This window comes from Streptomyces sp. NPDC005408, assembly GCF_040606445.1.
In the GTDB taxonomy this organism is placed as follows: Bacteria; Actinomycetota; Actinomycetes; order Streptomycetales; family Streptomycetaceae; genus Streptomyces.
In genome coordinates, this window is the sequence record NZ_JBEXEX010000023.1 from 41,103 (window position 1) to 63,197 (window position 22,095).

18 protein-coding genes are annotated in these 22,095 nt (G+C 69.9%); 5 read left to right on the forward strand and 13 right to left on the reverse strand.

All coding sequences use genetic code 11. The features are described from left to right. Positions 1 to 106: 106 nt before the first annotated feature. The 6 genes from whiA to ABZS64_RS21990 all read right to left on the reverse strand — a co-directional run bounded on the left by whiA (position 107) and on the right by ABZS64_RS21990 (position 6,549). Positions 107 to 1,096, reverse strand: a complete 990-nt coding sequence (gene whiA, locus ABZS64_RS21965) for a DNA-binding protein WhiA (protein WP_355832061.1) — start codon at positions 1,094 to 1,096, stop codon at positions 107 to 109. Continuing rightward, on the reverse strand, positions 1,087 to 2,124 hold the full coding sequence (yvcK, locus tag ABZS64_RS21970) for a uridine diphosphate-N-acetylglucosamine-binding protein YvcK (RefSeq protein ID WP_355832064.1): 1,038 nt from the start codon (positions 2,122 to 2,124) through the stop codon (positions 1,087 to 1,089). The genes whiA and yvcK overlap by 10 nt, the downstream gene beginning before the upstream one ends. Further along, positions 2,121 to 3,059 carry an RNase adapter RapZ gene (gene rapZ, locus ABZS64_RS21975; RefSeq protein WP_355832067.1) on the reverse strand — a complete coding sequence of 313 codons (939 nt, stop codon included), beginning with the start codon at positions 3,057 to 3,059 and terminating at the stop codon, positions 2,121 to 2,123. Before rapZ ends, yvcK begins: the two co-directional genes overlap by 4 nt. After that, complete coding sequence (uvrC, locus tag ABZS64_RS21980; RefSeq protein ID WP_355832070.1) at positions 3,056 to 5,038, reverse strand: excinuclease ABC subunit UvrC; 1,983 nt, start codon at positions 5,036 to 5,038, stop codon at positions 3,056 to 3,058. Before uvrC ends, rapZ begins: the two co-directional genes overlap by 4 nt. Positions 5,039 to 5,137: 99 nt before the next feature. After that, positions 5,138 to 5,866, reverse strand: a complete 729-nt coding sequence (locus tag ABZS64_RS21985; protein WP_355832073.1) for a hypothetical protein — start codon at positions 5,864 to 5,866, stop codon at positions 5,138 to 5,140. 80 nt (positions 5,867 to 5,946) lie between these two features. Then, positions 5,947 to 6,549, reverse strand: a complete 603-nt coding sequence (locus ABZS64_RS21990) for a papain-like cysteine protease family protein (protein ID WP_355832076.1) — start codon at positions 6,547 to 6,549, stop codon at positions 5,947 to 5,949. 240 nt (positions 6,550 to 6,789) lie between these two features. On the opposite strand from ABZS64_RS21990, the gene ABZS64_RS21995 reads away from it, so the two are divergent. After that, positions 6,790 to 7,722, forward strand: coding sequence for a hypothetical protein (locus ABZS64_RS21995; protein WP_355832079.1), 933 nt, complete (start codon positions 6,790 to 6,792; stop codon positions 7,720 to 7,722). Positions 7,723 to 7,745: 23 nt separating this feature from the next. Here the strand turns inward: ABZS64_RS21995 and ABZS64_RS22000 are convergent, their stop codons facing one another. After that, positions 7,746 to 8,174, reverse strand: coding sequence for a Rieske (2Fe-2S) protein (locus ABZS64_RS22000; protein WP_355832082.1), 429 nt, complete (start codon positions 8,172 to 8,174; stop codon positions 7,746 to 7,748). 190 nt (positions 8,175 to 8,364) lie between these two features. Between ABZS64_RS22000 and ABZS64_RS22005 the strand changes: the two genes are divergently transcribed. Continuing rightward, positions 8,365 to 9,276, forward strand: a complete 912-nt coding sequence (locus ABZS64_RS22005; RefSeq protein WP_355832085.1) for a carbohydrate kinase — start codon at positions 8,365 to 8,367, stop codon at positions 9,274 to 9,276. Positions 9,277 to 9,381: 105 nt separating this feature from the next. On the opposite strand, the gene uvrA is transcribed toward ABZS64_RS22005, so the two are convergent. Next, on the reverse strand, positions 9,382 to 12,363 hold the full coding sequence (gene uvrA / locus ABZS64_RS22010; protein ID WP_355832088.1) for an excinuclease ABC subunit UvrA: 2,982 nt from the start codon (positions 12,361 to 12,363) through the stop codon (positions 9,382 to 9,384). A gap of 201 nt (positions 12,364 to 12,564) precedes the next feature. Between uvrA and ABZS64_RS22015 the strand changes: the two genes are divergently transcribed. Further along, on the forward strand, positions 12,565 to 13,272 hold the full coding sequence (locus tag ABZS64_RS22015; RefSeq protein WP_355832091.1) for a maleylpyruvate isomerase family mycothiol-dependent enzyme: 708 nt from the start codon (positions 12,565 to 12,567) through the stop codon (positions 13,270 to 13,272). A 9-nt stretch (positions 13,273 to 13,281) separates the two neighbouring features. After that, positions 13,282 to 13,938, forward strand: a complete 657-nt coding sequence (locus ABZS64_RS22020; RefSeq protein WP_355832094.1) for an MBL fold metallo-hydrolase — start codon at positions 13,282 to 13,284, stop codon at positions 13,936 to 13,938. Position 13,939: 1 nt separating this feature from the next. Here the strand turns inward: ABZS64_RS22020 and ABZS64_RS22025 are convergent, their stop codons facing one another. Beyond that, on the reverse strand, positions 13,940 to 14,728 hold the full coding sequence (locus ABZS64_RS22025) for an alpha/beta fold hydrolase (protein ID WP_355832240.1): 789 nt from the start codon (positions 14,726 to 14,728) through the stop codon (positions 13,940 to 13,942). A gap of 77 nt (positions 14,729 to 14,805) precedes the next feature. Between ABZS64_RS22025 and ABZS64_RS22030 the strand changes: the two genes are divergently transcribed. Continuing rightward, entirely contained in the window at positions 14,806 to 15,852 is a 1,047-nt protein-coding gene (locus ABZS64_RS22030; protein WP_355832097.1) for a S66 peptidase family protein, read from the forward strand. Between the two features lie 60 nt (positions 15,853 to 15,912). On the opposite strand, the gene ABZS64_RS22035 is transcribed toward ABZS64_RS22030, so the two are convergent. The 4 genes from ABZS64_RS22035 to uvrB form a co-directional block, all read right to left on the reverse strand. Next, a complete protein-coding gene (locus tag ABZS64_RS22035; RefSeq protein WP_355832100.1) occupies positions 15,913 to 16,902 on the reverse strand; it encodes a TerC family protein in 990 nt (329 codons plus the stop codon). 221 nt (positions 16,903 to 17,123) lie between these two features. Further along, positions 17,124 to 19,097, reverse strand: coding sequence for a TerD family protein (locus tag ABZS64_RS22040; RefSeq protein WP_355832103.1), 1,974 nt, complete (start codon positions 19,095 to 19,097; stop codon positions 17,124 to 17,126). A 100-nt stretch (positions 19,098 to 19,197) separates the two neighbouring features. Further along, a complete protein-coding gene (locus ABZS64_RS22045) occupies positions 19,198 to 19,776 on the reverse strand; it encodes a TerD family protein (RefSeq protein WP_026237542.1) in 579 nt (192 codons plus the stop codon). Positions 19,777 to 19,909: 133 nt separating this feature from the next. Next, complete coding sequence (gene uvrB / locus ABZS64_RS22050) at positions 19,910 to 22,030, reverse strand: excinuclease ABC subunit UvrB (RefSeq protein WP_355832107.1); 2,121 nt, start codon at positions 22,028 to 22,030, stop codon at positions 19,910 to 19,912. Positions 22,031 to 22,095: the final 65 nt, after the last annotated feature.

Below are 22,095 nucleotides of genomic sequence, written 5' to 3' on the forward strand. Positions count from 1 at the left end.
TGGTCATGTCAAGGCAGCCACGCGATCCGAAAGTGTGCATACGAAACCGCTGCCGGCGTCCGTGCGGACGCCGACAGCAGTGGGTGGAGCGGATGGTGACGGTGGCTCAGCCGACCAGGCCGTCCGCCATCTCCTCGGTGAGGTTGGACTCGGTACCCGGAATGCCGAGGTCCTGGGCCCGCTTGTCGGCCATCGCGAGCAGCCGGCGGATACGTCCCGCGACCGCGTCCTTGGTCAGCGGCGGGTCGGCGAGCGCGCCCAACTCCTCCAGGGATGCCTGCTTGTGCTCCATGCGCAGCCGTCCGGCCGCGGCAAGGTGCTCGGGCACCTCCTCGCCGAGGATCTCCAGAGCGCGCTGGACGCGGGCGCCCGCGGCAACAGCAGCACGGGCCGAGCGGCGCAGATTGGCGTCGTCGAAGTTGGCGAGACGGTTGGCGGTGGCGCGCACCTCGCGCCGCATCCGCCGCTCCTCCCAGGCGAGGACGGACTCATGGGCGCCGAGCCGCGTCAGCAGCGCGCCGATGGCGTCACCGTCACGGACGACAACGCGGTCGACGCCGCGCACCTCGCGGGCCTTGGACGGGATCTGCAGCCTGCGGGCCGCGCCGACCAGTGCGAGGGCAGCCTCGGGGCCCGGGCAGGTGACCTCCAGCGAGGAGGAGCGGCCCGGCTCGGTGAGCGAGCCGTGTGCCAGGAACGCGCCGCGCCAGGCGGCCTCCGCGTCACATGTGGCGCCGGAGACGACCTGCGGCGGCAGTCCCCGGATCGGGCGTCCCCTGCCGTCGACGAGACCGGTCTGGCGGGCCAGCTGGTCGCCGCCGGCCACCACCCGTACGACATAGCGCGAGCCGCGGCGCAGTCCCCCCGGCGCCATCACCATGAGCTCGGAGCTGTGCCCGAAGATCTCCAGGATGTCCCGCTTCAGCCGGCGTGCCGCGATTCCGGTGTCCAGCTCCGCCTCGATCACAATGCGGCCGCTGACCAGGTGCAGCCCGCCCGCGAACCGAAGGATCGCCGAGACCTCCGCCTTTCTGCAGCAGGTCCGGGTGACGGGAAGCCGGGAGATTTCGTCCTTCACCGCTGCCGTCATCGCCATGGGCCGATCCTTCCATGCATCCGAAAAATACGGTCGTACGCGGCGGCCAACAGCTCCGGGTCATGCTTCGGAACGCCATTGGGCGAGGCCACGGGCGCCAGCTCGACCGCGGCACCGAACCGCTTGGCGGCGTCGGCGAGGGACTCGCGGTCGGGCACGGCGGCCTCGTCGGCCAGCACCACGTCCAGGGCGAGTTTAGGCGCGTGTCGTCCCAAAACCTCCAAATGACGCTGCGGTGAGAAGCCATCTGTTTCGCCGGGCTGGGGCGCAAGGTTGAGCGAGAGGACCCGGCGGGCCTTCGTCTGGATCAGGGCGTCCAGCAGTTCGGGCACGAGCAGATGCGGGATCACCGAGGAGAACCAGGAACCGGGACCGAGGACCACCCAGTCGGCGTCCAGGACCGCGGCGACGGCCTCCGGGACGGCGGGCGGGTCGTGCGGGACGAGGTGCACGGACTGCACTTCGCCCGGGGTGAGCGCGACGGTCGCCTGGCCGCGGACCGTGTCCACCGCGTCCGGGCGGGCCGGGTCGTGGCCCCGTACCAGCGCCTGGAGCTCCAGTGGCACGGCGGACATCGGCAGCACCCGGCCGTGCGCGCCGAGCAGCTTGCCGACCAGGTCCAGAGCCAGGACATGGTCGCCGAGCTGCTCCCACAGGGCGACGATCAGCAGATTGCCGACCGCATGTTCGTGCAGATCGCCCTTGGACTGGAAGCGGTGCTGGATGACGCGGGCCCAGGTCTGGCCCCAGTCGTCGTCGCCGCACAGGGCCGCAAGGGCCTTGCGCAGATCGCCGGGGGGCAGCACACCCAGCTCGTCGCGGAGCCTGCCGCTGGAGCCGCCGTCGTCGGCGACGGTGACGACCGCGGTGAGGTCACCGGTGATACGGCGCAGGGCCGTGAGCGACGCGGACAGGCCCATGCCGCCGCCGAGCGCGACGACCTTGGGCTGCGCGCCGCGTTTCCGTCCCGTGGGGGCGTGCGTGGTGGACCTGCGCAGCCGCCGGAGACGGAGGTTACGTGCGGTCACTCGCGCCCCATGTCCCGGTGGACGACGACGGTCTCGATCCCGGCGGAGGAGAGCCTGGCGGCCAGCTTCTCGGACGTGGCGACGGAGCGGTGCTTGCCGCCGGTGCAGCCGACGGCGATGGTGACGTACCGCTTGCCCTCGCGGCGGTAGCCCGCGGCGATCAGCTGGAGCAGCTCGGTGTAGCGGTCGAGGAACTCCTTGGCGCCGGGCTGGTTGAAGACGTAGTTCGACACCTCTTCGTTCAGGCCGGTGAAGGGGCGCAGCTCGGGGACCCAGTGCGGGTTCGGCAGGAAGCGCATGTCGACGACGAGGTCCGCGTCGACCGGCAGGCCGTACTTGAACCCGAACGACATCACCGTGGCACGCAGCTCCGGCTCCTCGTCGCCCGCGAACTGGGCGTCCATCTTGGCGCGCAGCTCGTGCACATTGAGGCTGGAGGTGTCGATCACCAGGTCGGCGTCGCCGCGCAGCTCACGCAGCAGATCGCGCTCGGCGGCGATGCCGTCGACGATCCGGCCGTCGCCCTGCAGCGGGTGCGGTCGGCGGACCGACTCGAAACGGCGGACCAGGGCCTCGTCGGAGGACTCGAGGAAGACGATCCGGCGCGTGACCTGCTTGGAGTCCAGGTCGGCGAGGGACTCGCGGAGGTTGTCGAAGAACCGCCTGCCGCGTACGTCGACGACGACGGCGATCCGGGCGACATTGCCCTGCGAGCGGGCGCCGAGCTCCACCATGGTGGGGATCAGCGCGGGCGGCAGGTTGTCGACGACGAACCAGCCGAGGTCCTCCAGACACTTCGCGGCCGTACTGCGCCCGGCACCCGACATACCGGAGATGATGACCAGCTCGGGGATGGCCGCCTCCGCGGCTCCGCCGGGCTCGATCGTGGTGCCCGTACTCACGTCTGCTGCTCCGTCTCGGTCGTGCTCAGTCATCTCGTGCTTCCCCCGTCGTTCTCTTCAATGATCTCTCCTGTTGCCGTATTCACGGCAGGGGCGGCCGGAGCCGCCTGAGCGAGGGCCACGACCACGGACTCTGCCGTCTTGCGGCCCATGCCGGGAACCTCGCAGATCTGCTCGATTGTCGCCTGCTTCAGCCGCTTCACCGAGCCGAAATGCTTGATCAGCGCCTGTTTACGGGTCTCGCCGAGGCCGGGGACCGCGTCCAGCGGGCTTGTCCTGATGCGCTTGGTCCGCTTGGAGCGCTGGTAGCGGATCGCGAAGTCGTGAGCTGTGTCACGGACCCGCTGCAGGAGATACAGCCCCTCGCTGGAGCGGGGCAGGACCACCGGGTCGTCGTCGCGCGGCAGCCAGACCTCCTCCAGGCGCTTGGCCAGTCCGCAGACGGCGACATCGTCGATGCCGAGCTCGTCGAGGGCGCGCTGCGCGGCTGCGACCTGGGGCTGTCCGCCGTCGACGACGACGAGCTGGGGCGGATACGCGAAGCGCTTGCGCCTGCCCTCGTCCTCCGGGGCGTCTTCGGGGACGTCCTCGCCGATCCACTCGCCCGTCCTGTCCTTCTCGGCCAGGTAGCGCTTGAAGCGGCGGCTGATCACCTCGTGCATGGACCGGACGTCGTCCTGGCCCTCGAAGCCCTTGATCTGGAAGCGGCGGTACTCGCTCTTGCGGGCCAGGCCGTCCTCGAACACCACCATGGAGGCCACGACGTCCTCGCCCTGGAGGTGCGAGATGTCGAAGCACTCGATCCGCAGCGGCGCCGAGTCGAGACCGAGGGCCTCCGCGATCTCCTCCAGGGCACGGGAGCGGGTGGTGAGATCGCTGGCGCGCTTGGTCTTGTGCAGCGCGAGGGCCTGCTGGGCATTGCGCTGGACCGTCTCCATCAGGTCCTTCTTGTCGCCGCGCTGGGGGATGCGCAGCGAGACGTTCGAGCCGCGGCGGTCGCTCAGCCACTGGCTGACCGCGCCCGTGTCCTCGGGCAGGGCCGGGACCAGGACCTCCTTGGGGACCGCGTCGCCCTTCTCCTCGCCGTACAGCTGCTGCAGGGCGTGCTCGACGAGACCCGCCGTGTCGACGGCCTCGACCTTGTCGGTGACCCAGCCGCGCTGGCCGCGGACGCGTCCGCCGCGGACGTGGAAGATCTGCACGGCGGCTTCCAGCTCGTCCTCCGCCACGGCGATCAGATCGGCGTCGGTGGCGTCCGCGAGGACGACGGCGTTCTTCTCCAGGGCCCGCTTGAGCGCCTCTATGTCGTCACGCAGCCGGGCCGCCCTCTCGTACTCCATCTCCTCGGCGGCCGCCATCATCTGCTTCTCGAGGCGGCGGATGTACGTGCCGGTGCGGCCGGCCATGAAGTCGCAGAACTCCTCGGCCAGTTCGCGGTGCTCCTCGGGCGTGACCCGGCCGACGCAGGGAGCGGAGCACTTGCCGATGTAGCCGAGCAGACAGGGGCGGCCCTTCTGCTGGTGGTTCCTCAAGACCCCGGCGGAGCACGTACGGACGGGGAAGACCCGCAGCATCAGGTCGACGGTCTCGCGGATCGCCCAGGCATGGCCGTACGGACCGAAGTAGCGCACGCCCTTCTTCTTGGCACCGCGCATCACCTGGACCCGCGGAAACTCCTCATTGAGGGTGACCGCGAGATACGGATAGCTCTTGTCGTCGCGGTACTTGACGTTGAAGCGGGGGTCGAACTCCTTGATCCAGGAGTACTCCAGCTGGAGCGCCTCGACCTCGGTGGAGACGACGGTCCACTCGACGGAGGCCGCCGTGGTGACCATGGTGCGGGTGCGCGGGTGCAGATTCGCCAGGTCCTGGAAGTAGTTGGCGAGGCGCTGGCGCAGGCTTTTTGCCTTCCCGACGTAGATCACCCGGCGGTGCTCGTCGCGGAATTTGTAGACCCCCGGCGAGTCGGGGATCTGTCCCGGCTTGGGGCGGTAGCTGGAGGGGTCTGCCATGCCGTCCACCCTACTGGCGGGCGGTGACAGTGCGGGCGGGCACGGTGTACCCGGGGCCTTCGCCCCGGGTACACCGGTCCGGGGCGGAGCCCCGGGACGTCAGGCGCGACGGCGGCGCCAGGCGGCCGTGCCGATCAGTGCGAGCGCCGCGAGCGCGACCGCTCCCCCGGCCGCCGAGGCGACCGTGATCGCCGGGTCGTCATGGGGCGTCGCAGCGGCCTGTGCGTAACCGCCCGCGCCGCCCTTCTTCGCGTACGCCGAGCCGGGGAGCTTGTCCGCGTACGCGGCCCCGACCCGGTGCTGGTAGGCGGCGAGTGTGGTGCCGTGGCCGCCCACCGCCCGTATCGCGTCCTCGTCCAGCGGGAGCACCTTCGTGCCCTTGCTGACGTACCAGGCGTCGATCTGCGGTTCCCGGAAGACCGTGCCGCCGGGGAGCTTGCGGGCGCCCAGCTGCGCATAGCGGAACTCGTCGTCGCCGGTGGCGATGTTGACCACCTGCCAGCGGCCGCCCTGACGGGCCGTCCACAGCGAGGCCTTCTGGCCGTCCGACGAGACCGCCTCGGCGGCGAGGAACTCCAGCCGGGCGACGGGAGCGCCCGTCTTCCCGGCCACGAACTCCGGCGTGAGCGTGTAGACGGGGACGGTGGCAGCTTCGACGCGGGGAGCAGCAGCCGCCCTGGTGACCGCCCCGTCCCGGGCGAAGAAACGGGACAGGGTCTCAAGGGTGGCCGGCGCCGCGGCGGCGCGCCCCGCCTCGGCACGGTCCGCCGCGGAGGGGCCGTCGGCAGCGGTGGCCGTGCCGATGGCGCCGAGGGAGAGGCAGGCCACGAAGGCAGCCGTGACCGAGGCCCGTGAGGTCGCTCGGAAGCTCGCTCCTGCATTCGCTCGTGCGGTTCTCTTCATCGCACTCACGCCCCGATCCGGTAGAGCGAGTGGGTCCAGGAGAAGGAGTCGTTGTCGACGTACCAGGCGTGGGAGGCCCAGTTGTAGCGGTCGCTGGAGGGCCAGGGATCGCCCCAGTAGACCCAGCTGTTGGCGGTGTCGTAGCCGTAGATCACATGCATGTGCCCGCCCCCGCTCGACCACTGGATGCGGGTCTCGATGGGACGGTTGGCGTCGATCTCGGTCTGGACGGTCGGGTAGCGCAGCCAGCCGGTGACGTACGAACCGGCGTTGATGCCCGCCCAGCGCAGTCCGTTCTGGACATTGCCCAGCGTGGCCTGCGAGTTGGGGCACTCGCTGCCCTGCTGCCGGTCGAAGGCGGCGTTGCAGAACTGGTTCTGGGAGTAGTTCCTGCCGAAGTACGCGGCGATGGTGTTGCCACCGGCCGCCCAGCACCAGTTGGTCTTCTGCTGCGCCTGCATGGTGATGTCCAGGCGCTTCCAGGCAAGGGTGGCACGGGGTGCGGAGGTGTCGTCGTGCGGCGCGGCGGTCGCCGTCGACACGGGCCAGATGAACAGTGCGGCAAGGACAGCCGCTGCGGCAGGCAGCCGTCTCTTGGTGTTGCGCATCGCGTTCCTCCCGATTGGGTGGGGATGGAGGAGCGCGTCCGGACGCTGCGGATGAGCATCAGTCCTTGTCGAGGGCAGGTCAACACGCTTCAATGCGGGGTGACACGGCGTTGTGAATGCCGTGGCCGGGATGTGAACACCTCCGTCCCGTTCCACCTGGACGCCCGTCGCCGCCCACCCTCAGCGGCTCACCCCCCACCGTGAACGTTCACTCGCACCCGAAAAGCCGCTGGAGGAACCATGGGCCACACCGAGGCCGATCTGGCACAGGTGCTGCACACCGGCCCCTTCCATCTGGCGCTGCGCGCCGCGCTCGCCGTGCGCGGACTGCCGCTCCAGCGCGTCCAGCATCATCTCGCACACCGAGGCATCAAGGTCGGTGTGACCAGTCTGAGTTACTGGCAGCAGGGCGCGCGGCGCCCGCAGCGCCCCGAGTCACTGCGCGCCGTGCGCGCCCTGGAGGATGTGCTCGAACTGCCCGGGAACTCGCTGATCCGGCTGCTCGATCTCGGCGAGGGCAGCGCGCGCACCGATGTCGAGCGCCCCGCCGCGCGCTCGTACCGCTCACTGGTGGAGGCGTCCGGCGTGGTCGAGCAGCTGCTCGCCGATCTGGAGTCACCGGCCGACGGCGGGCTGCACACGGTCGGCCACCACGAGCGGGTGCGGATCGGGGCGGCGCGCCAGCTGCTGGGGCGCGACTCGGCGCATGTCGTACGCTCCCACCGCGACGGAATCGACCGCTATCTGGCCATCCACCACGGCGACCCCGGCTGCGACCCGGCCCGCGTGGAGGTCAGCGCGCTGGAGAACTGCCGCACGGGGCGGGTGCGGTGGCACCGGGAGACCGGGGTGCTCATCGCGGAGCTGCTCTTCGACGCACGGCTGCGCGCGGGTGAGACCTACCTCTTCGGCTACGGCTTCGAGGACGGGACCGGCGGGCCGAGCACTGAGTATGTGCGCGGCTTCAGCTTCGCGGGCGGGCAGTACGTGCTGCAGGTGCGCTTCGACGACGGCGCGCTGCCGGTGCGGTGCCGGAGATTCGCGCAGGCCACGACGGGGGCGCCGCGCGGGGCCCGGACGGATCTGACGCTGAGCGGGCGGCATCGTACGGTGCATCTGGTGGAGCAGGGCGTACGGCCCGGGATCCTGGGGATCGACTGGGACTGGGAGTGATCCCGGGTTACGCCTTCGGGTGGTTATGCCTTCGGGCCGGCGACGAGCTTGCCGCCCTTCGCACTGATCGGGACCTCGGGAAGCGGCACGGTCGCCGGGCCGCGGACCGCCTTGCCGGTCGTGACGTCGAAGCGGCTGCCGTGGCAGGGACAGTGGCCCTCGGTGCCCTCCAGCTTGTCCAGGACACAGCCCGCGTGCGTGCACTGCGCGCTGAACGCCTTGTACTGGCCCTTGGCCGGGCAGCTGACGACGAGGCGCTGCTCGCGGTAGAGCTTGGCACCGCCGACCGGGACGGCATCGGCCGCGCCGAGCTCGACGGGTGCGGTCGGCGTGGGGTTCTCGGCGTGACCGAGCTTCGACTCGGTGGAGCAGGCGGCGACCCCCAGCCCGGCGGCGCCTGCGAGGGCGGCGCCTTTCAGCACGGTACGGCGGGCGGCGGGCTGGCCGGGCATGGGAACTCCACAGGCATTGGTCGATCGGGTGCGTCGGTGACAGACCCGACGATACCGGCGGAGATCGGCGGCCCTGTCGGCGGGCTCCCGGACGGATTCCCGGCGGCTTTCCGACGGATTCCCGGCGGCTTCACGCGGGCTTCCCGACCGCTCCCTGTCGTCTCGGGAGGCTATGGGTTACGTTCGGGCCGTGATCGTCGTCGCCGGAGAATCCTTGATCGATCTGGTCCCCCAGGGGGACGGCGAACCCCTGCCCGCGCTGCTGCCGCGGCTGGGCGGCGGGCCGTACAACACAGCCGTCGCGCTGGGGCGGCTCGGCGCGCAGGTCGGCTTCTGCTCCCGTGTCTCGACGGACGGCTTCGGCGAGGCACTGCTGGCCGGGCTACACACGGCCGGGGTGGACACCGGGCTCGTCCAGCGCGGACCGGAGCCGACGACGCTGGCCCTCGCGACCATCCAGGCGGACGGCTCGGCCGGGTACGGCTTCTATGTGGAGGGCAGCGCGGACCGGCTCTTCGAGCTGCCGCCCCAACTGCCGGATACGGTACGGGCCTTGGCCTTCGGGACCTGCTCGCTGGTACTGGAGCCGGGCGCCAGTGCGTACGAGGCGCTGCTGCGGCGGGAGGCGGGGCGCGGGCTCTTCACCCTGCTCGACCCGAACATCAGGGCCGGTCTGATCCCGGACGCGGACGCCTACCGGGCGCGGTTCGCGGACTGGCTGCCGTATGTCTCGCTGCTGAAGCTGTCCGAGGACGACGCCGAGTGGCTCGGCGGCATACCGGAGGGGCCCGCAGCGGTGGTGCTGACGCGTGGCATGGACGGGCTAACGGTCCGGACTCGCGGCGGGCCGGGGCGTAGGGGTCTTGAAGTCTCGGTCCCGGCCGTGCCGGTGGCCGTCGCGGACACGATCGGCGCGGGCGACACAGTGAACGCCGGGCTGCTGCACGGCCTCGCGGCCCGGGACGCCCTGTCGGCGGACACGATGGCCGCGCTGGACGCGGACGGCTGGCGCGAGGTCCTCCGCTTCGCGGCCCGGGCGGCCGCGGTGACCTGCTCCCGCACGGGCGCTGAACCGCCGTACGCGTCGGAGCTCGCAGGGTGAGTGAGCCCGTCCGCCCGGCAGCCGGGCAGGCTCGAAGTGCTCTGCCTCAAGCGCCGGGCAGGCTGGTCAAGCCCGCCCGGCGCTCAAGGACCAGGCCGTCCAAGTTCAGGCCTTGCGGGCCCTGGCCGTCCTGGCCGTCGCCGTCTTCTTCACCGGCGCCGACTTCGCCGCGACCGCGTTCTTCTTGGCCACCGCCTTCTTCGGCGCCCTGCGGGCCTGCGGCACGACCGCGTCGCTGATCCGCTCGGCGTCCAGGATGTCCCGCAGGAACTTGCCGGTGTGGCTGCTCGGCACCCCCGCGACCTGCTCCGGGCTGCCCTCGGCGATGACCAGGCCACCGCCGCTGCCGCCCTCGGGGCCCATGTCGACGACCCAGTCCGCGGTCTTGATGACATCCAGGTTGTGCTCGATGACGATGACCGTGTTGCCCTTGTCGACCAGGTTGGACAGCACCGTGATCAGCTTGCTGATGTCCTCGAAGTGCAGACCGGTCGTCGGCTCGTCCAGGACATAGACCGTGCGGCCGGTGGAGCGCTTCTGGAGCTCGCTCGCCAGTTTCACACGCTGGGCCTCGCCACCGGAGAGCGTCGGCGCGGACTGGCCGAGACGGACATAGCCGAGGCCCACCTCGTTGAGCGTCCGCAGATGGCGGGAGATCGTCGGGACGGCCTCGAAGAAGTCCAGCGCCTCCTCGATCGGCATGTCCAGCACCTCGGCGATGGACTTGCCCTTGTAGTGGACCTCGAGGGTCTCCCGGTTGTAGCGCGCTCCGTGGCAGACCTCGCACGGAACGTACACATCGGGCAGGAAGTTCATCTCGATCTTGATGGTGCCGTCGCCCGAGCAGTTCTCACAGCGGCCGCCCTTGACATTGAAGGAGAAGCGGCCGGGGAGATAGCCCCGGACCTTGGCCTCCATCGTCTCCGCGAAGAGCTTGCGGACATGATCGAAGACACCGGTGTACGTCGCCGGGTTGGAGCGCGGCGTACGGCCGATGGGCGACTGGTCGACGTGCACCACCTTGTCGACGAGGTCGTCGCCGTCGACCCGGGTGTGGCGGCCCGGTACCGACTTCGCGCCGTTCAGCTCGCGGGCGAGGTGGGTGTAGAGGATGTCGTTGACCAGCGTCGACTTGCCCGAGCCGGAGACTCCGGTGACGGCGGTGAGCACACCGAGCGGGAAGGAGACGTCGATGTCGCGCAGGTTGTTCTCACGGGCGCCGTGGACGGTGAGCTGCCGTCCCGGGTCCATTGGCCGGCGGATGTCAGGGGTCGGGATGGACCGCTTCTTCGAGAGGTACTGACCGGTGATCGACGCCTTGTTGGCCAGCAGGTCCTTGAGCGAGCCGGAGTGCACGACCTTCCCGCCGTGCTCGCCGGCGCCCGGGCCGATGTCGACGACCCAGTCGGCCACCTTGATGGTGTCCTCGTCGTGCTCGACGACGATCAGGGTGTTGCCCATGTCGCGCAGCCGGACGAGGGTCTCGATGAGCCGGTGGTTGTCGCGCTGGTGCAGTCCGATCGACGGCTCGTCCAGGACGTACAGAACGCCGACCAGTCCGGAGCCGATCTGGGTGGCGAGCCGGATGCGCTGCGCCTCACCGCCGGAGAGCGTGCCCGCCGCGCGGTTCAGCGAGAGGTAGTCGAGGCCGACGTCGACCAGGAACTTCAGCCGTTCGTTGACCTCCTTGAGGACCCGCTCGGCGATCTTCTTGTCCCGGGCGTTCAGCGTCAGGCGGCCGAGGAAGTCGGCGCATTCGCTGATGGACATCGCGGAGACCTCGGCGATGGACTTCTCCATCACCGTGACCGCGAGGACGATCGGCTTGAGCCTGGTGCCTTCACAGGTCGGGCAGGGCACCTCGCGCATGTAGCCCTCGAAGCGCTCCCTGCTCGAGTCGCTCTCGGCCTCGGTGTGCCGCCGCTTGACGAACTGCACGGCGCCCTCGAAGGCGGGCGTGGTGTACGCCCGCTCCCGTCCGTACCTGTTGCGGTAGCGGACCTCGACCTGGGTCTTGTGGCCGAACAGCAGGGCCTTCTTGGCGCGCTGCGGCAGCCCGGCCCAGGGCATGTCCGTGGAGAAGCCGAGTGCCTGGGCGAGACCGCCGATCAGCCGCCCGAAGTACTCCTTGGTGTGGCCGTGGGACCAGGGGTGGATCGCTCCCTCGTCGAGGGACTTCTCCTCGTCCGGGACGATCAGCTCGGGGTCCACCTCCATGCGCGTGCCGATGCCGGTGCAGTCGGGGCAGGCGCCGAAGGGCGAGTTGAAGGAGAAGGAGCGCGGCTCCAGCTCCTCGAAGGACAGGTCGTCGTACGGGCAGTAGAGGTGCTCGGAGTACATCCGCTCGCGCTCGGGGTCGTCTTCGGGGAGGTCGACGAAGTCGAGCACGATCATGCCGCCCGAGAGGCCGAGCGCGGTCTCGACCGAGTCGGTGAGCCGGCGCTTGGCGCTGTCTTTGACGGTGAGGCGGTCGACGACCACCTCGATGGTGTGCTTCTCCTGCTTCTTCAGCGTGGGCGGCTCGGCGAGCTGGATGGTCTGCCCGTCGACGCGCGCCCGGCTGTATCCCTTGGTCTGAAGGTCGGCGAAGAGGTCGACGAACTCTCCCTTGCGCTCGCGCACGAGGGGCGACAGGACCTGGAAGCGGCTGCCCTCGGGCAGTTCGAGCACCCTGTCGACGATGGCCTGCGGCGACTGGCGCGAGATGGGCCTGCCGCACTCGGGACAGTGCGGCTTGCCGATACGGGCGAAGAGGAGGCGGAGGTAGTCGTAGACCTCGGTGATGGTGCCGACCGTCGAGCGCGGGTTGCGCGAGGTCGACTTCTGGTCGATCGAGACGGCCGGGGAGAGGCCCTCGATGAAGTCGACGTCCGGCTTGTCCATCTGACCGAGGAACTGCCGGGCGTACGAGGAGAGCGATTCGACGTACCGGCGCTGCCCCTCGGCGAAGATCGTGTCGAACGCGAGAGACGACTTGCCCGACCCAGAGAGCCCGGTGAAGACGATGAGGGAGTCACGCGGGAGGTCGAGCGAGACGTTCTTGAGATTGTGCTCGCGAGCGCCACGGACGATGAGACGGTCGGCCACGCCGGTCCGCACCTTTCTTGAGAGAAGCGGGGGCACAGCCCCCGTCCCAGACTATGGGGGCCGCCGGATCGTTTGGATTCCAAGCTGTGAAATGACTGCACCAACCAGGATGCCTCCACCGAGCCTATAGCACGCGCATTCGATTTACGGCCGCACTCTGACACCTTCACCCGATCGTGTGGCAGGGCTATCGTCGGCCGCATGATCGATCCCTTGCGCGACCTGGCCTCTGTACGCGAAGCCACCGATCGGCTCCTCACCGAAGCCGCCGGTCTTGACGACGCGGCCGCCGCCGGACCGTCACGGCTCCCGGGCTGGAGCCGCGGCCACGTACTGGCCCATCTCTCCCGTAACGCCGAAGCGCTCGTAAATGTTCTCGAAGGCCGCCCGATGTATGTCAGCGGCGAGGCGCGCGAGGCGGACATCGAGCGCGACGCGCCCCGGCCGCCCGCCGTCCAGCTCGCGGATGTACGCGACACCGCCGCCGCCTTCCAGGCCGCGGGCGGGGTCCCCGCCGACTGGAGCCGCACGGTCGAACTGCGCAACGGCATCACCGACGCCGCGGCCCGCGTCCCGTTCCGCCGTCTCGCCGAGGTCGAGCTGCACCATGTCGATCTGGACGTCGGCTACGAGCTGGAGGATCTGCCCGAGGAGTTCACCGACCGGGAGATCTCCTTCCTCACGGAGCGCTTCTCCGGACGCCCGGACCTCCCGCCGACCCGGGTCGTCGCGAGCGACAGGGAACCGGGCGCCAAGGACTCCGGCGAGTGGCACACGGGCGGCACGGAAGGCGCCCCGGTGACGGTCACAGGACCCGCGGCGGCAGTGCTCGGATGGCTCGCGGGACGGCGCGACGGGACGGGCCTGGACACCGGCGGAGCCCTGCTGCCGAAGCTGCCCCCGCTATAGGCTGAGCCCATGACGTACAGCGGAGTGGTGAAGGTCGGCGGCCGGGCTGATGTGCACGAGCTGACGGACCTGATGATCTCCAAGGCCGCGGTCGGCCCGATGGACAACAACAGCTATCTGCTGCGCTGCCGGACCACCGGCGAGCAGTTGCTGATCGACGCGGCCAACGAGCCCGAGACCCTGCTCCATCTGATCGGTGACGACTCCATCGCGTCCGTCGTGACCACCCACCGCCACGCCGACCACTGGCAGGCGCTGGCCGAGGTCGTCGAGACGACCGGCGCCCGCACGTATGCCGGACGGTACGACGCGGAGGGCATCCCCGTCCCGACCGATGTACCGGTCGAGGACGGGGACACGATCAGGGTCGGCCGCGTCGAGCTGACCGCCCGCCGTCTCGTGGGCCACACCCCGGGCTCCATCGCCCTGATCTACGACGACCCGCACGGCCCCCCGCACCTGTTCACCGGCGACTGTCTCTTCCCGGGCGGTGTGGGCAACACCCGTCAGGATCCCGAGGCCTTCGCGAGCCTGATCAACGACGTCCAGACCAAGCTCTTCGACCAGTTGCCGGACGAGACCTGGGTCTACCCCGGCCACGGCAAGGACACGACGCTGGGCGACGAGCGGCCGCATCTGCCCGAGTGGCGCGAGCGCGGCTGGTAGCTCAGCCCGCGAGCGGCGGCCGCTCTCCCTCCGGCGTGCGGTCTCCCTCCGACGTGCGGTTTCCCCCAGGCGTCCGGTCTCCCTCCGGCGTCCGGACGTCGATCGGCCCCAGGTCGTCGAAGCTGTCCGCCACCGTCGGCGGCAGCGGCCCCAGGCGCAGCAGCCCTGTGACCAGACGCGTGGTGAGCGCGTGCCAGGCCCGGGCTCCGCGGAGCATGGCGTGGTCGCCGCCGGGAATCCGCAGCGCGCAGGACTCGGCTCCGGCGGCGCGTGCCCTGGCCGCGAGTTCCCAGGAGTCCTCTGGGTCCGTCACGCGATCGCGGTCGCCGTGCACCAGGACGACGCGCCTGTCCGCCAGGTGCTCCACCGGTTCTCCCTCGGGGCACCACGGGGCGAGGCCGACCACCGCCTCCACCAGGGGATGGCTCGCGGCCCGCAGGGCGGCCCGCCCGCCCATCGAGTGGCCGACCAGGACGACGGGCACGGGCCCGGTCAGGAACTCCAGTTCGTCCAGGGCCCGCAGTGCGTCGTGCGCCGCGTCGGCGCGCGTTCCGTTCCAGCCGCGGTGGCGGTAGCGGACTGTTCCGAGCACGATGTCGTGCTCGGCCGTGGCGCGTGCGATCGCCCGCGCGAAGGGGCGCATCCGGGCCCCGGGCGGATTCCACACCGGCGGCGGCTCCACTCCGTCGGCCCGGCCCCCGTGCAGCAGCAGAACGGCGGCCCGCGGCGGCTCCGCGGTCCGGTCGAGCCGCAGCGCGGGCTCGGGTGGCCGCTCGTGCCGTACGCCTATGGGTCTCACATGATCCTCGTCGGTCGGGTCCGAAAAGCGATGTCCTGGGGCAACTCTGCCCGACTACCCTCCCGATCATGACGGAGCCCAGTTATCCCCCGAAACCCCGTCCGGGGGACCGTATCGCCGTGATCTCGCCGTCCAGCGGTCTGCCGGGGCTGCTGCCCTTTCCGTACGAACTCGGACTCCAGCGGCTGGAGAACGACTTCGGGCTCATACCGGTGCAGTTCCCGGCGACCCGGAAGATGGGGTCCACGCCGCAGGAACGGGCCGACGACATTCATGCCGCCTTCAAGGATCCGTCCATCCGGGCGGTGATGGCGTCCATCGGCGGGGACGACCAGATCACCGTGCTGCCACTGCTGGACCGGGAGTTGATCCGCGACAACCCCAAGCCCTTCTTCGGCTTCAGCGACAACACGAATCTCCTGGCCTGGCTGTGGAACACCGGAATCGTCGGCTATCACGGCGCGAGCGTGATGACGGAGCTGGGGCGACCCGGGGCGATGAATCCGCATACGGCCGAGTCGCTGCGGGCCGCGCTGTTCACTTCGGGGCCCTACGAGCTGCGCCCCGCCGAGCGGTTCGGCGATGTCAATCGCGACTGGGCCGATCCGGCGACCTTCACTGCTGAGCCGGAAACCCGGCCCGGCAACGGCTGGAGCTGGCACGGACCGCAGCTTCTCGTGGAGGGCCGGAGCTGGGGCGGCAATCTGGAGATCCTCTCCTGGCTACTCATGGCGGACCGGGAGATCCTGGCCGACCCCTCGGCGTACCAGGGCTGTGTGCTCTTCCTGGAGACCTCCGAGGAACTGCCGTGCGCCGATGAGGTGTTCCGGATTCTGCGGAACATGGGCGAGCGCGGGCTGCTGCGGCAGTTCCCCGCGCTGCTGATGGGACGTCCCAAGACCTGGTCGTTCGCGCAGCCGAACGACCAGGCAGCGGCGGCGCGTTACACCACCGAGCAGCGTGAGGCCGTGCTGCGGGCACTGGTCGCGTACGCCCCACGGACGATGGCCGTTTTCGACGTGGACCTCGGGCACACGGACCCGCAGCTCGTCATCCCGTACGGCGGGTCGGTCCGCGTGGACGGACCGGGGCGCCGGATCACGGTCACGTACTGAGAACCGCGAACCCGGCGGGTGCGGAACGGCGTTGGCCCCGCGCCCGCCCGGCGAGAGGCGTCAGGCCTCGACGCTTTCCTTCTCCGCGCTCTCGAGCGCCTCCCGCTCCGCCTGCCTCTTGGAGGCGATCAGGCTCGTGATCGTGGTGACGATCAGCACGCCGCAGATGACCGCCAGCGAGAACGGAATCGAGATCTCGGGGACATGCACCCCGCTCTCGTGCAGGGCGTGGAGCACCAGCTTGATGCCGATGAAGCCGAGGATCACCGACAGGCCGTAGCTGAGGTGGACCAGCTTCCTGAGCAGTCCGCCGATGAGGAAGTACAGCTGACGCAGACCCATCAGCGCGAAGGCGTTCGCCGTGAAGACGATGTACGGGTCCTGGGTCAGGCCGAAGATCGCGGGGATGGAGTCCAGCGCGAACAGCACATCGGTGGTGCCGATGGCGAGCATGACCACCATCAGGGGGGTCAGCACGCGCTTGCCGTTATTGCGGATGAAGAGCTTGGTGCCGTGGTACCTGTCGGCCACACCGAAGCGGTTCTCGATGGACTTGAGGAGGCGGTTCTCCTCGAACTCCTCCTCCTCGTCGTCCGATCGCGCCTCCTGGATGAGCTTCCAGGCGGTGTAGATCAGGAACGCGCCGAAGATGTAGAAGACCCACGAGAAGCTGGCGATGATCGCGGCACCGCCGGCGATGAAGATGGCGCGCAGGACGAGCGCGATCAGCACACCGACGAGCAGCACACGCTGCTGGAGATGGGACGGCACCGAGAACTTCGCCATGATCAGGACGAAGACGAAGAGATTGTCGACGCTGAGCGACTTCTCGGTGATGAAGCCCGCGAAGAACTCGCCCGATGCCTGGCTGTCGCCGAACACCATCAGCCCGAGGCCGAAGAGGGCGGCCAGGACGATCCAGACGACGGTCCAGATTCCGGCTTCCTTCATCGACACGTCATGGGGCTTGCGCCCGATGAAGAAGTCGACTGCGATCAGGGCGCTCAGACCAAGAATGGTCAGCGCCCACAGGGTCAATGAAACGTCCACTGCGCCTCCGGCGTCGTACGGCTACTGATCAGCGTCGTCGCTGCCGGAGGTCTCCTCCACCCGCGCGGCCTCACCCGCCGCGGGCCGGCGCCCCGGGACCGATGTCGGTCCGTACTGACGGGAACGCCGCATCCGGGAGTACTCCCCTCCGTTCAAAGGAGAGTACAGGAATCCCCAAGGAACGGTAAAGGGCTCGGTAAAGCAATCTTCAAGTGCGCAGGTCAACGGCCCCAGGAGCGACGGGCCGCGGCCACCTGGTCCAGCACCTGACGCAGCACACCGCTGCCCGGCGGGACCGTCAGCGGCTCGTACGTCCAGGCGTGCCGGACCCACGGGTCGGCCAGGTGGTCGTCCGGAACCGGGGTGATGCGCAGCAGGGAGCGCCAGAGCGGATCGAGGACCGGTCCGTACGCGCTCGCGTCCTCGCGGTCCGCGACCATCAGCAGATGTACGCCGACGGCCGGACCCTCGTCGGCGAGATAGCGGAGCTGGGTGACCGCACGGTCGTCGAAGCCGTGCGGGAAGTCATTGACGATCAGCAGCTGTTCCGCGGTGTCCAGGTCCGGCGGGAGCGAGTCGGCCGCTCCGCCGCGGACCGCCATGGTCACCAGGTCAACCCGCTGGGTGAGCGCGGCAAGCGTGGCGCTCACGCCCTGGGCGCCGGCCGCCGGCGGCCCCGCGAGGACGCCGGAGCCGACCAGCGGGGCGAGCGAGGCCGTCGCCGCGCCCGCAGGGTCGATGACATGGACCGTGAACTCGCCGGGCGGATAGACCGCGAGCAGCCTCGCCGCATGGGTGACCGCGTTGTCCATGGCGAGCCTGCGCAGCTGCGCATCGTCCAGCATCATCGCCGCCTCGGAACCGGTGCGTCCGCTGTCCACCCACAGCCCGCGCTCCAGCGGGAGTCGCACCAGGAGCGGAATGCGCAGCTCCGGGCTCTCGGGCAGCTGGAGGTCGCCGAGGCGCAGCGCCATCGGGATCTCCATCGGGACGCGGTACGCATGCCAGGCGGGGTTGTCCCAGCGGGCGAAGGCGGGCGGCAGGGCGGGCTCGACGACATCCGACTCGGCGGTGAGCTGGGCCAGATCGCGGTCCAGAGCCTGGCGGGCCTGGTCGGTCAGCTGCTCGCACTTGGCACGGGCCGCCTCGCGGGCCGCGTCCCCGGCGCCTCCGATACGGCTGCGGGGATCGGACAGCACCTGGTCGAGCTCCTGGTCCATCCGGGTCTCGGCGAAGTCGACGGCGCTGCGGTACGCGGCAACGCTGCGGGCCAGGTCCTCGAACATGCCCCAGATCTGGTTGTAGAGCCGCTCCTCCAGGGACCAGCCGGTGGCGTCGCCCGCGACGGGCGCGGCCGGCTGACCGGGCTGTGCGGGCGGTGCGGCCGGGGGCGGCGGCGGGGGCGCGACCGACTGGCGCCGCGGGTGTGCGTAGTTGATGGGCCCGCCCGGCGTCGGCGGGGCGTCGGGAGTCGGGGTCTGCTGGGGGCCCGTGGAGGCAGGCTGCTGGCCGGGCGCCGAGAGGCCGTCGGGAAGGGTGGCGTCCGGTCCGGGCGCGGGCGTCTGGTCGGGCCGCGGCATGTCCGGCCTGATGTACGCGCCGTCGGCGGCGCTCGTACGCAGCTGCGCCGGTTCGGCCCGGGGCGTGCGCAGGACGCCCGCCGAACCCTGGATGTCCGCGGCCGCCTCAAGGGCCTTGACCATGCCCTGGTCGGCCAGCAGCTGAGCGAGCCCGCCCGCGTACCCCTGCCCCACCGCGCGGACCTTCCAGGCGCCCTGGCGGCGGTACAACTCGACGGCGACGAGCGCGGTCTCGGTGTCCAGACCGGTGATGGTGAAGCTGGCCACCTCGGCATCGCCCTGGCCCGTGACCGCGAGGAACGGGGCAGCGGTGGCGCCGAACTGGGCCGGGCCGCCTGCCCCTTCGGGGAGCGCGAGGAGCACATTGATCTGGTGCACCGCCTCGGGCACCGCGTCGAGGTCGACGGTGAACCGGGGCGCATCGGTGGCGCGCCGCGGCACCTCGACCCCGGGCATGGTGGGTGCGCCGGGGTGTGCGACCCATTCGTCGCGTACGGTCCCTTGCGCATCCGAGCAGGTGGCGCAGGCGACGACTGGGTGGCCGGCCGAAACCCTGATCTCCAGACGGGTGTCGGGCAAGGGGTGGTTCTGCCCCCGGACCAGCTCGGCCGTCATCGCTCTGTCCCCTCAGTGCTGTGCGGTGGTGGTGGTAAGCGGTGCAGCTCCCGGCGGCCTGATGCCTCCGGGAGCTGCGTGTCTTCCGTACGAGCCGTGCCTACAGGTGCGGCAGGATCGACGGCATCAGGTCCTGGAAGGTACGGCCGTTGGCCGGGTTGCCGAGAGCCGTCATCTGCCACCCGCCGCCGGCGCGGTGCACCTTCGCCATGATCTGCGCGGTGTACTGGCCGCCGCCGTCGAGCGTGTAGCGGGCGAGCTCCTGGCCGTTGGTCTCGTCGACGATGCGACAGAAGGCGTTCTGCACCTCCTGGAACGTCTGGCCGGTGAAGGAGTTCACCGTGAAGACGATCTGGTCGATGTGGACCGGCACCCGCTGCAGGTCGACAAGGATCGCCTCGTCGTCGCCGCCCGAGCCCGCGCCGCCGACCAGGTTGTCGCCGGTGTGCTTGACCGAGCCGTCGTCGCTGACGAGGTGGCGGAAGAAGACCACGTCCACCGGCTGCTTGTCGGCGAACAGCACTGCCGACGCGTCCAGGTCGATCTCGCGGGTGCGCGAGCCGAACAGACCGCGGCGCGGCGCCGCCTGCCAGCCGAGCCCCATCCGCACTGCGGTCAGGGTGCCCCCGTCGCTCTTCTGCAGGCTGATGGCCTGACCCTTGGTCATGTTGACCGTCACGCGCTGTCCCCTTCTCCCGAATAGCTGCCGCCCATATGTGCGGTTGTGCAGCACCCTACGCAGTGGCGCCATGGGCGCAGCACAGTTGGCTCGTTTTTGTGTCGGTCTTGAAACACACACCAGGCTCAGGAGTTCAGGCGAGGCCCGCCTCCTTCATCTGGCGCAGCTCCTTCTTCAGTTCGCCGACCTCGTCACGCAGCCGGGCGGCGATCTCGAACTGCAGGTCGGCGGCTGCTGCCCGCATCCGGTCGGTCATCTCCTCGATGATCCCCGCCAGTTCGGCGGCGGGGCGGTCGGTGAGCACCTCGCCCTTCTTGACCGCGCTCTTGCCGAGTGCGGGGACGGGGGCCTTGGCTCCCTTGCCGGGCTTCTCGGCCTTCGCCTGCCGGTAGCCACTGCCGAGCAGCTCCTCGGTGTCGACCTCCTCGCGCGCGATCGTCGCGACGATGTCGTTGATCTTCTTACGGAGCGGCTGCGGGTCGATGCCGCGCTCGGTGTTGTACGCGACCTGCTTCTCCCGGCGGCGATTGGTCTCGTCGATCGCCTGAGCCATCGCCGGGGTGATGGTGTCCGCGTACATGTGCACCTGGCCGGAGACATTGCGCGCCGCGCGGCCGATGGTCTGGATCAGCGAGGTGCCGGAGCGCAGGAAGCCCTGCTTGTCGGCGTCGAGGATGGCCACCAGGGACACCTCTGGCAGGTCGAGGCCCTCACGCAGCAGGTTGATGCCGACCAGGACGTCGTACTCACCGGCGCGCAGTTCGCGCAGCAGCTCGACACGGCGCAGCGTGTCGACGTCGCTGTGCAGATAGCGGACCTGGATGCCCAGTTCGAGGAAGTAGTCGGTGAGGTCCTCGGCCATCTTCTTGGTGAGGGTGGTGACCAGGACACGCTCGTCCTTCTCGGTGCGCTCGCGGATCTCGTGCACCAGGTCGTCGATCTGGCCCTCGGTGGGCTTGACGACGACCTCCGGGTCGACCAGGCCCGTGGGGCGGATGATCTGCTCCACGAAGCCGTCGCCGCGGGACAGTTCGTACTTTCCGGGGGTGGCGGAGAGATAGACGGTCTGGCCGATCCGCTGCTGGAACTCCTCCCACTTCAGCGGGCGGTTGTCGAGCGCGGACGGCAGCCGGAAGCCGTGGTCGACCAGCGTGCGCTTGCGGGACGCGTCGCCCTCGTACATCGCGCCGATCTGGGGCACGGTCACATGCGACTCGTCGATGACGAGCAGGAAGTCCTCGGGGAAGTAGTCGAGGAGGGTGTTGGGCGCGGTGCCGGGCTCGCGGTCGTCGAAGTGCATCGAGTAGTTCTCGACGCCCGAACAGGAGCCGATCTGGCGCAGCATCTCGATGTCGTACGTGGTGCGCATCCGAAGCCGCTGGGACTCCAGGAGCTTTCCCTGCTTGTCCAGCTCGGCGAGGCGCTCCTCCAGCTCCTTCTCGATGCCGTTGACGGCCTTCTCCATGCGCTCCGGGCCCGCCACATAGTGGCTGGCCGGGAAGACGTACAGCTCCTGGTCGTCGCTGATGATCTCGCCGGTGAGCGGGTGGAGGGTGGACAGCGCCTCGATCTCGTCGCCGAACATCTCGATACGGACGGCGAGCTCCTCGTACACCGGGAAGATCTCGATGGTGTCGCCCCGGACCCGGAAGGTGCCGCGCGCGAACGCCACGTCGTTGCGCGTGTACTGGATGTCGACGAAGCGGCGCAGCAACTGGTCGCGGTCGATCTCGTCGCCGACCTTGAGGGGCACCATCCGGTCGACGTACTCCTGCGGCGTACCCAGGCCGTAGATGCAGGAGACGGAGGCGACCACGATCACATCGCGCCGGGTGAGCAGGGAGTTCGTCGCCGAATGGCGAAGCCGCTCGACTTCTTCGTTGATCGAGGAGTCCTTCTCGATGTACGTGTCCGACTGCGGGACGTACGCCTCGGGCTGGTAGTAGTCGTAGTACGAGACGAAGTACTCCACCGCGTTGTTCGGCAGGAGCTCGCGGAACTCGTTCGCCAGCTGGGCGGCCAGCGTCTTGTTCGGCGCCATCACCAGGGTGGGGCGCTGAAGCTTCTCGATCATCCAGGCGGTCGTCGCCGACTTGCCGGTGCCGGTCGCGCCGAGCAGGACGACATCCTTCTCACCTGCGCGGATGCGCCGCTCCAGGTCGGCGATGGCCGTCGGCTGGTCGCCGCTGGGCTGGTAGGAACTGACGACCTCGAAGGGCGCCACCGTACGTTCGATCTTGGAAACGGGCCGCATGGATCCACCGTACGACCCACCACTGACAGCCGGGTGCCGATCGGGGACGGATCAGGCGCTCTGGG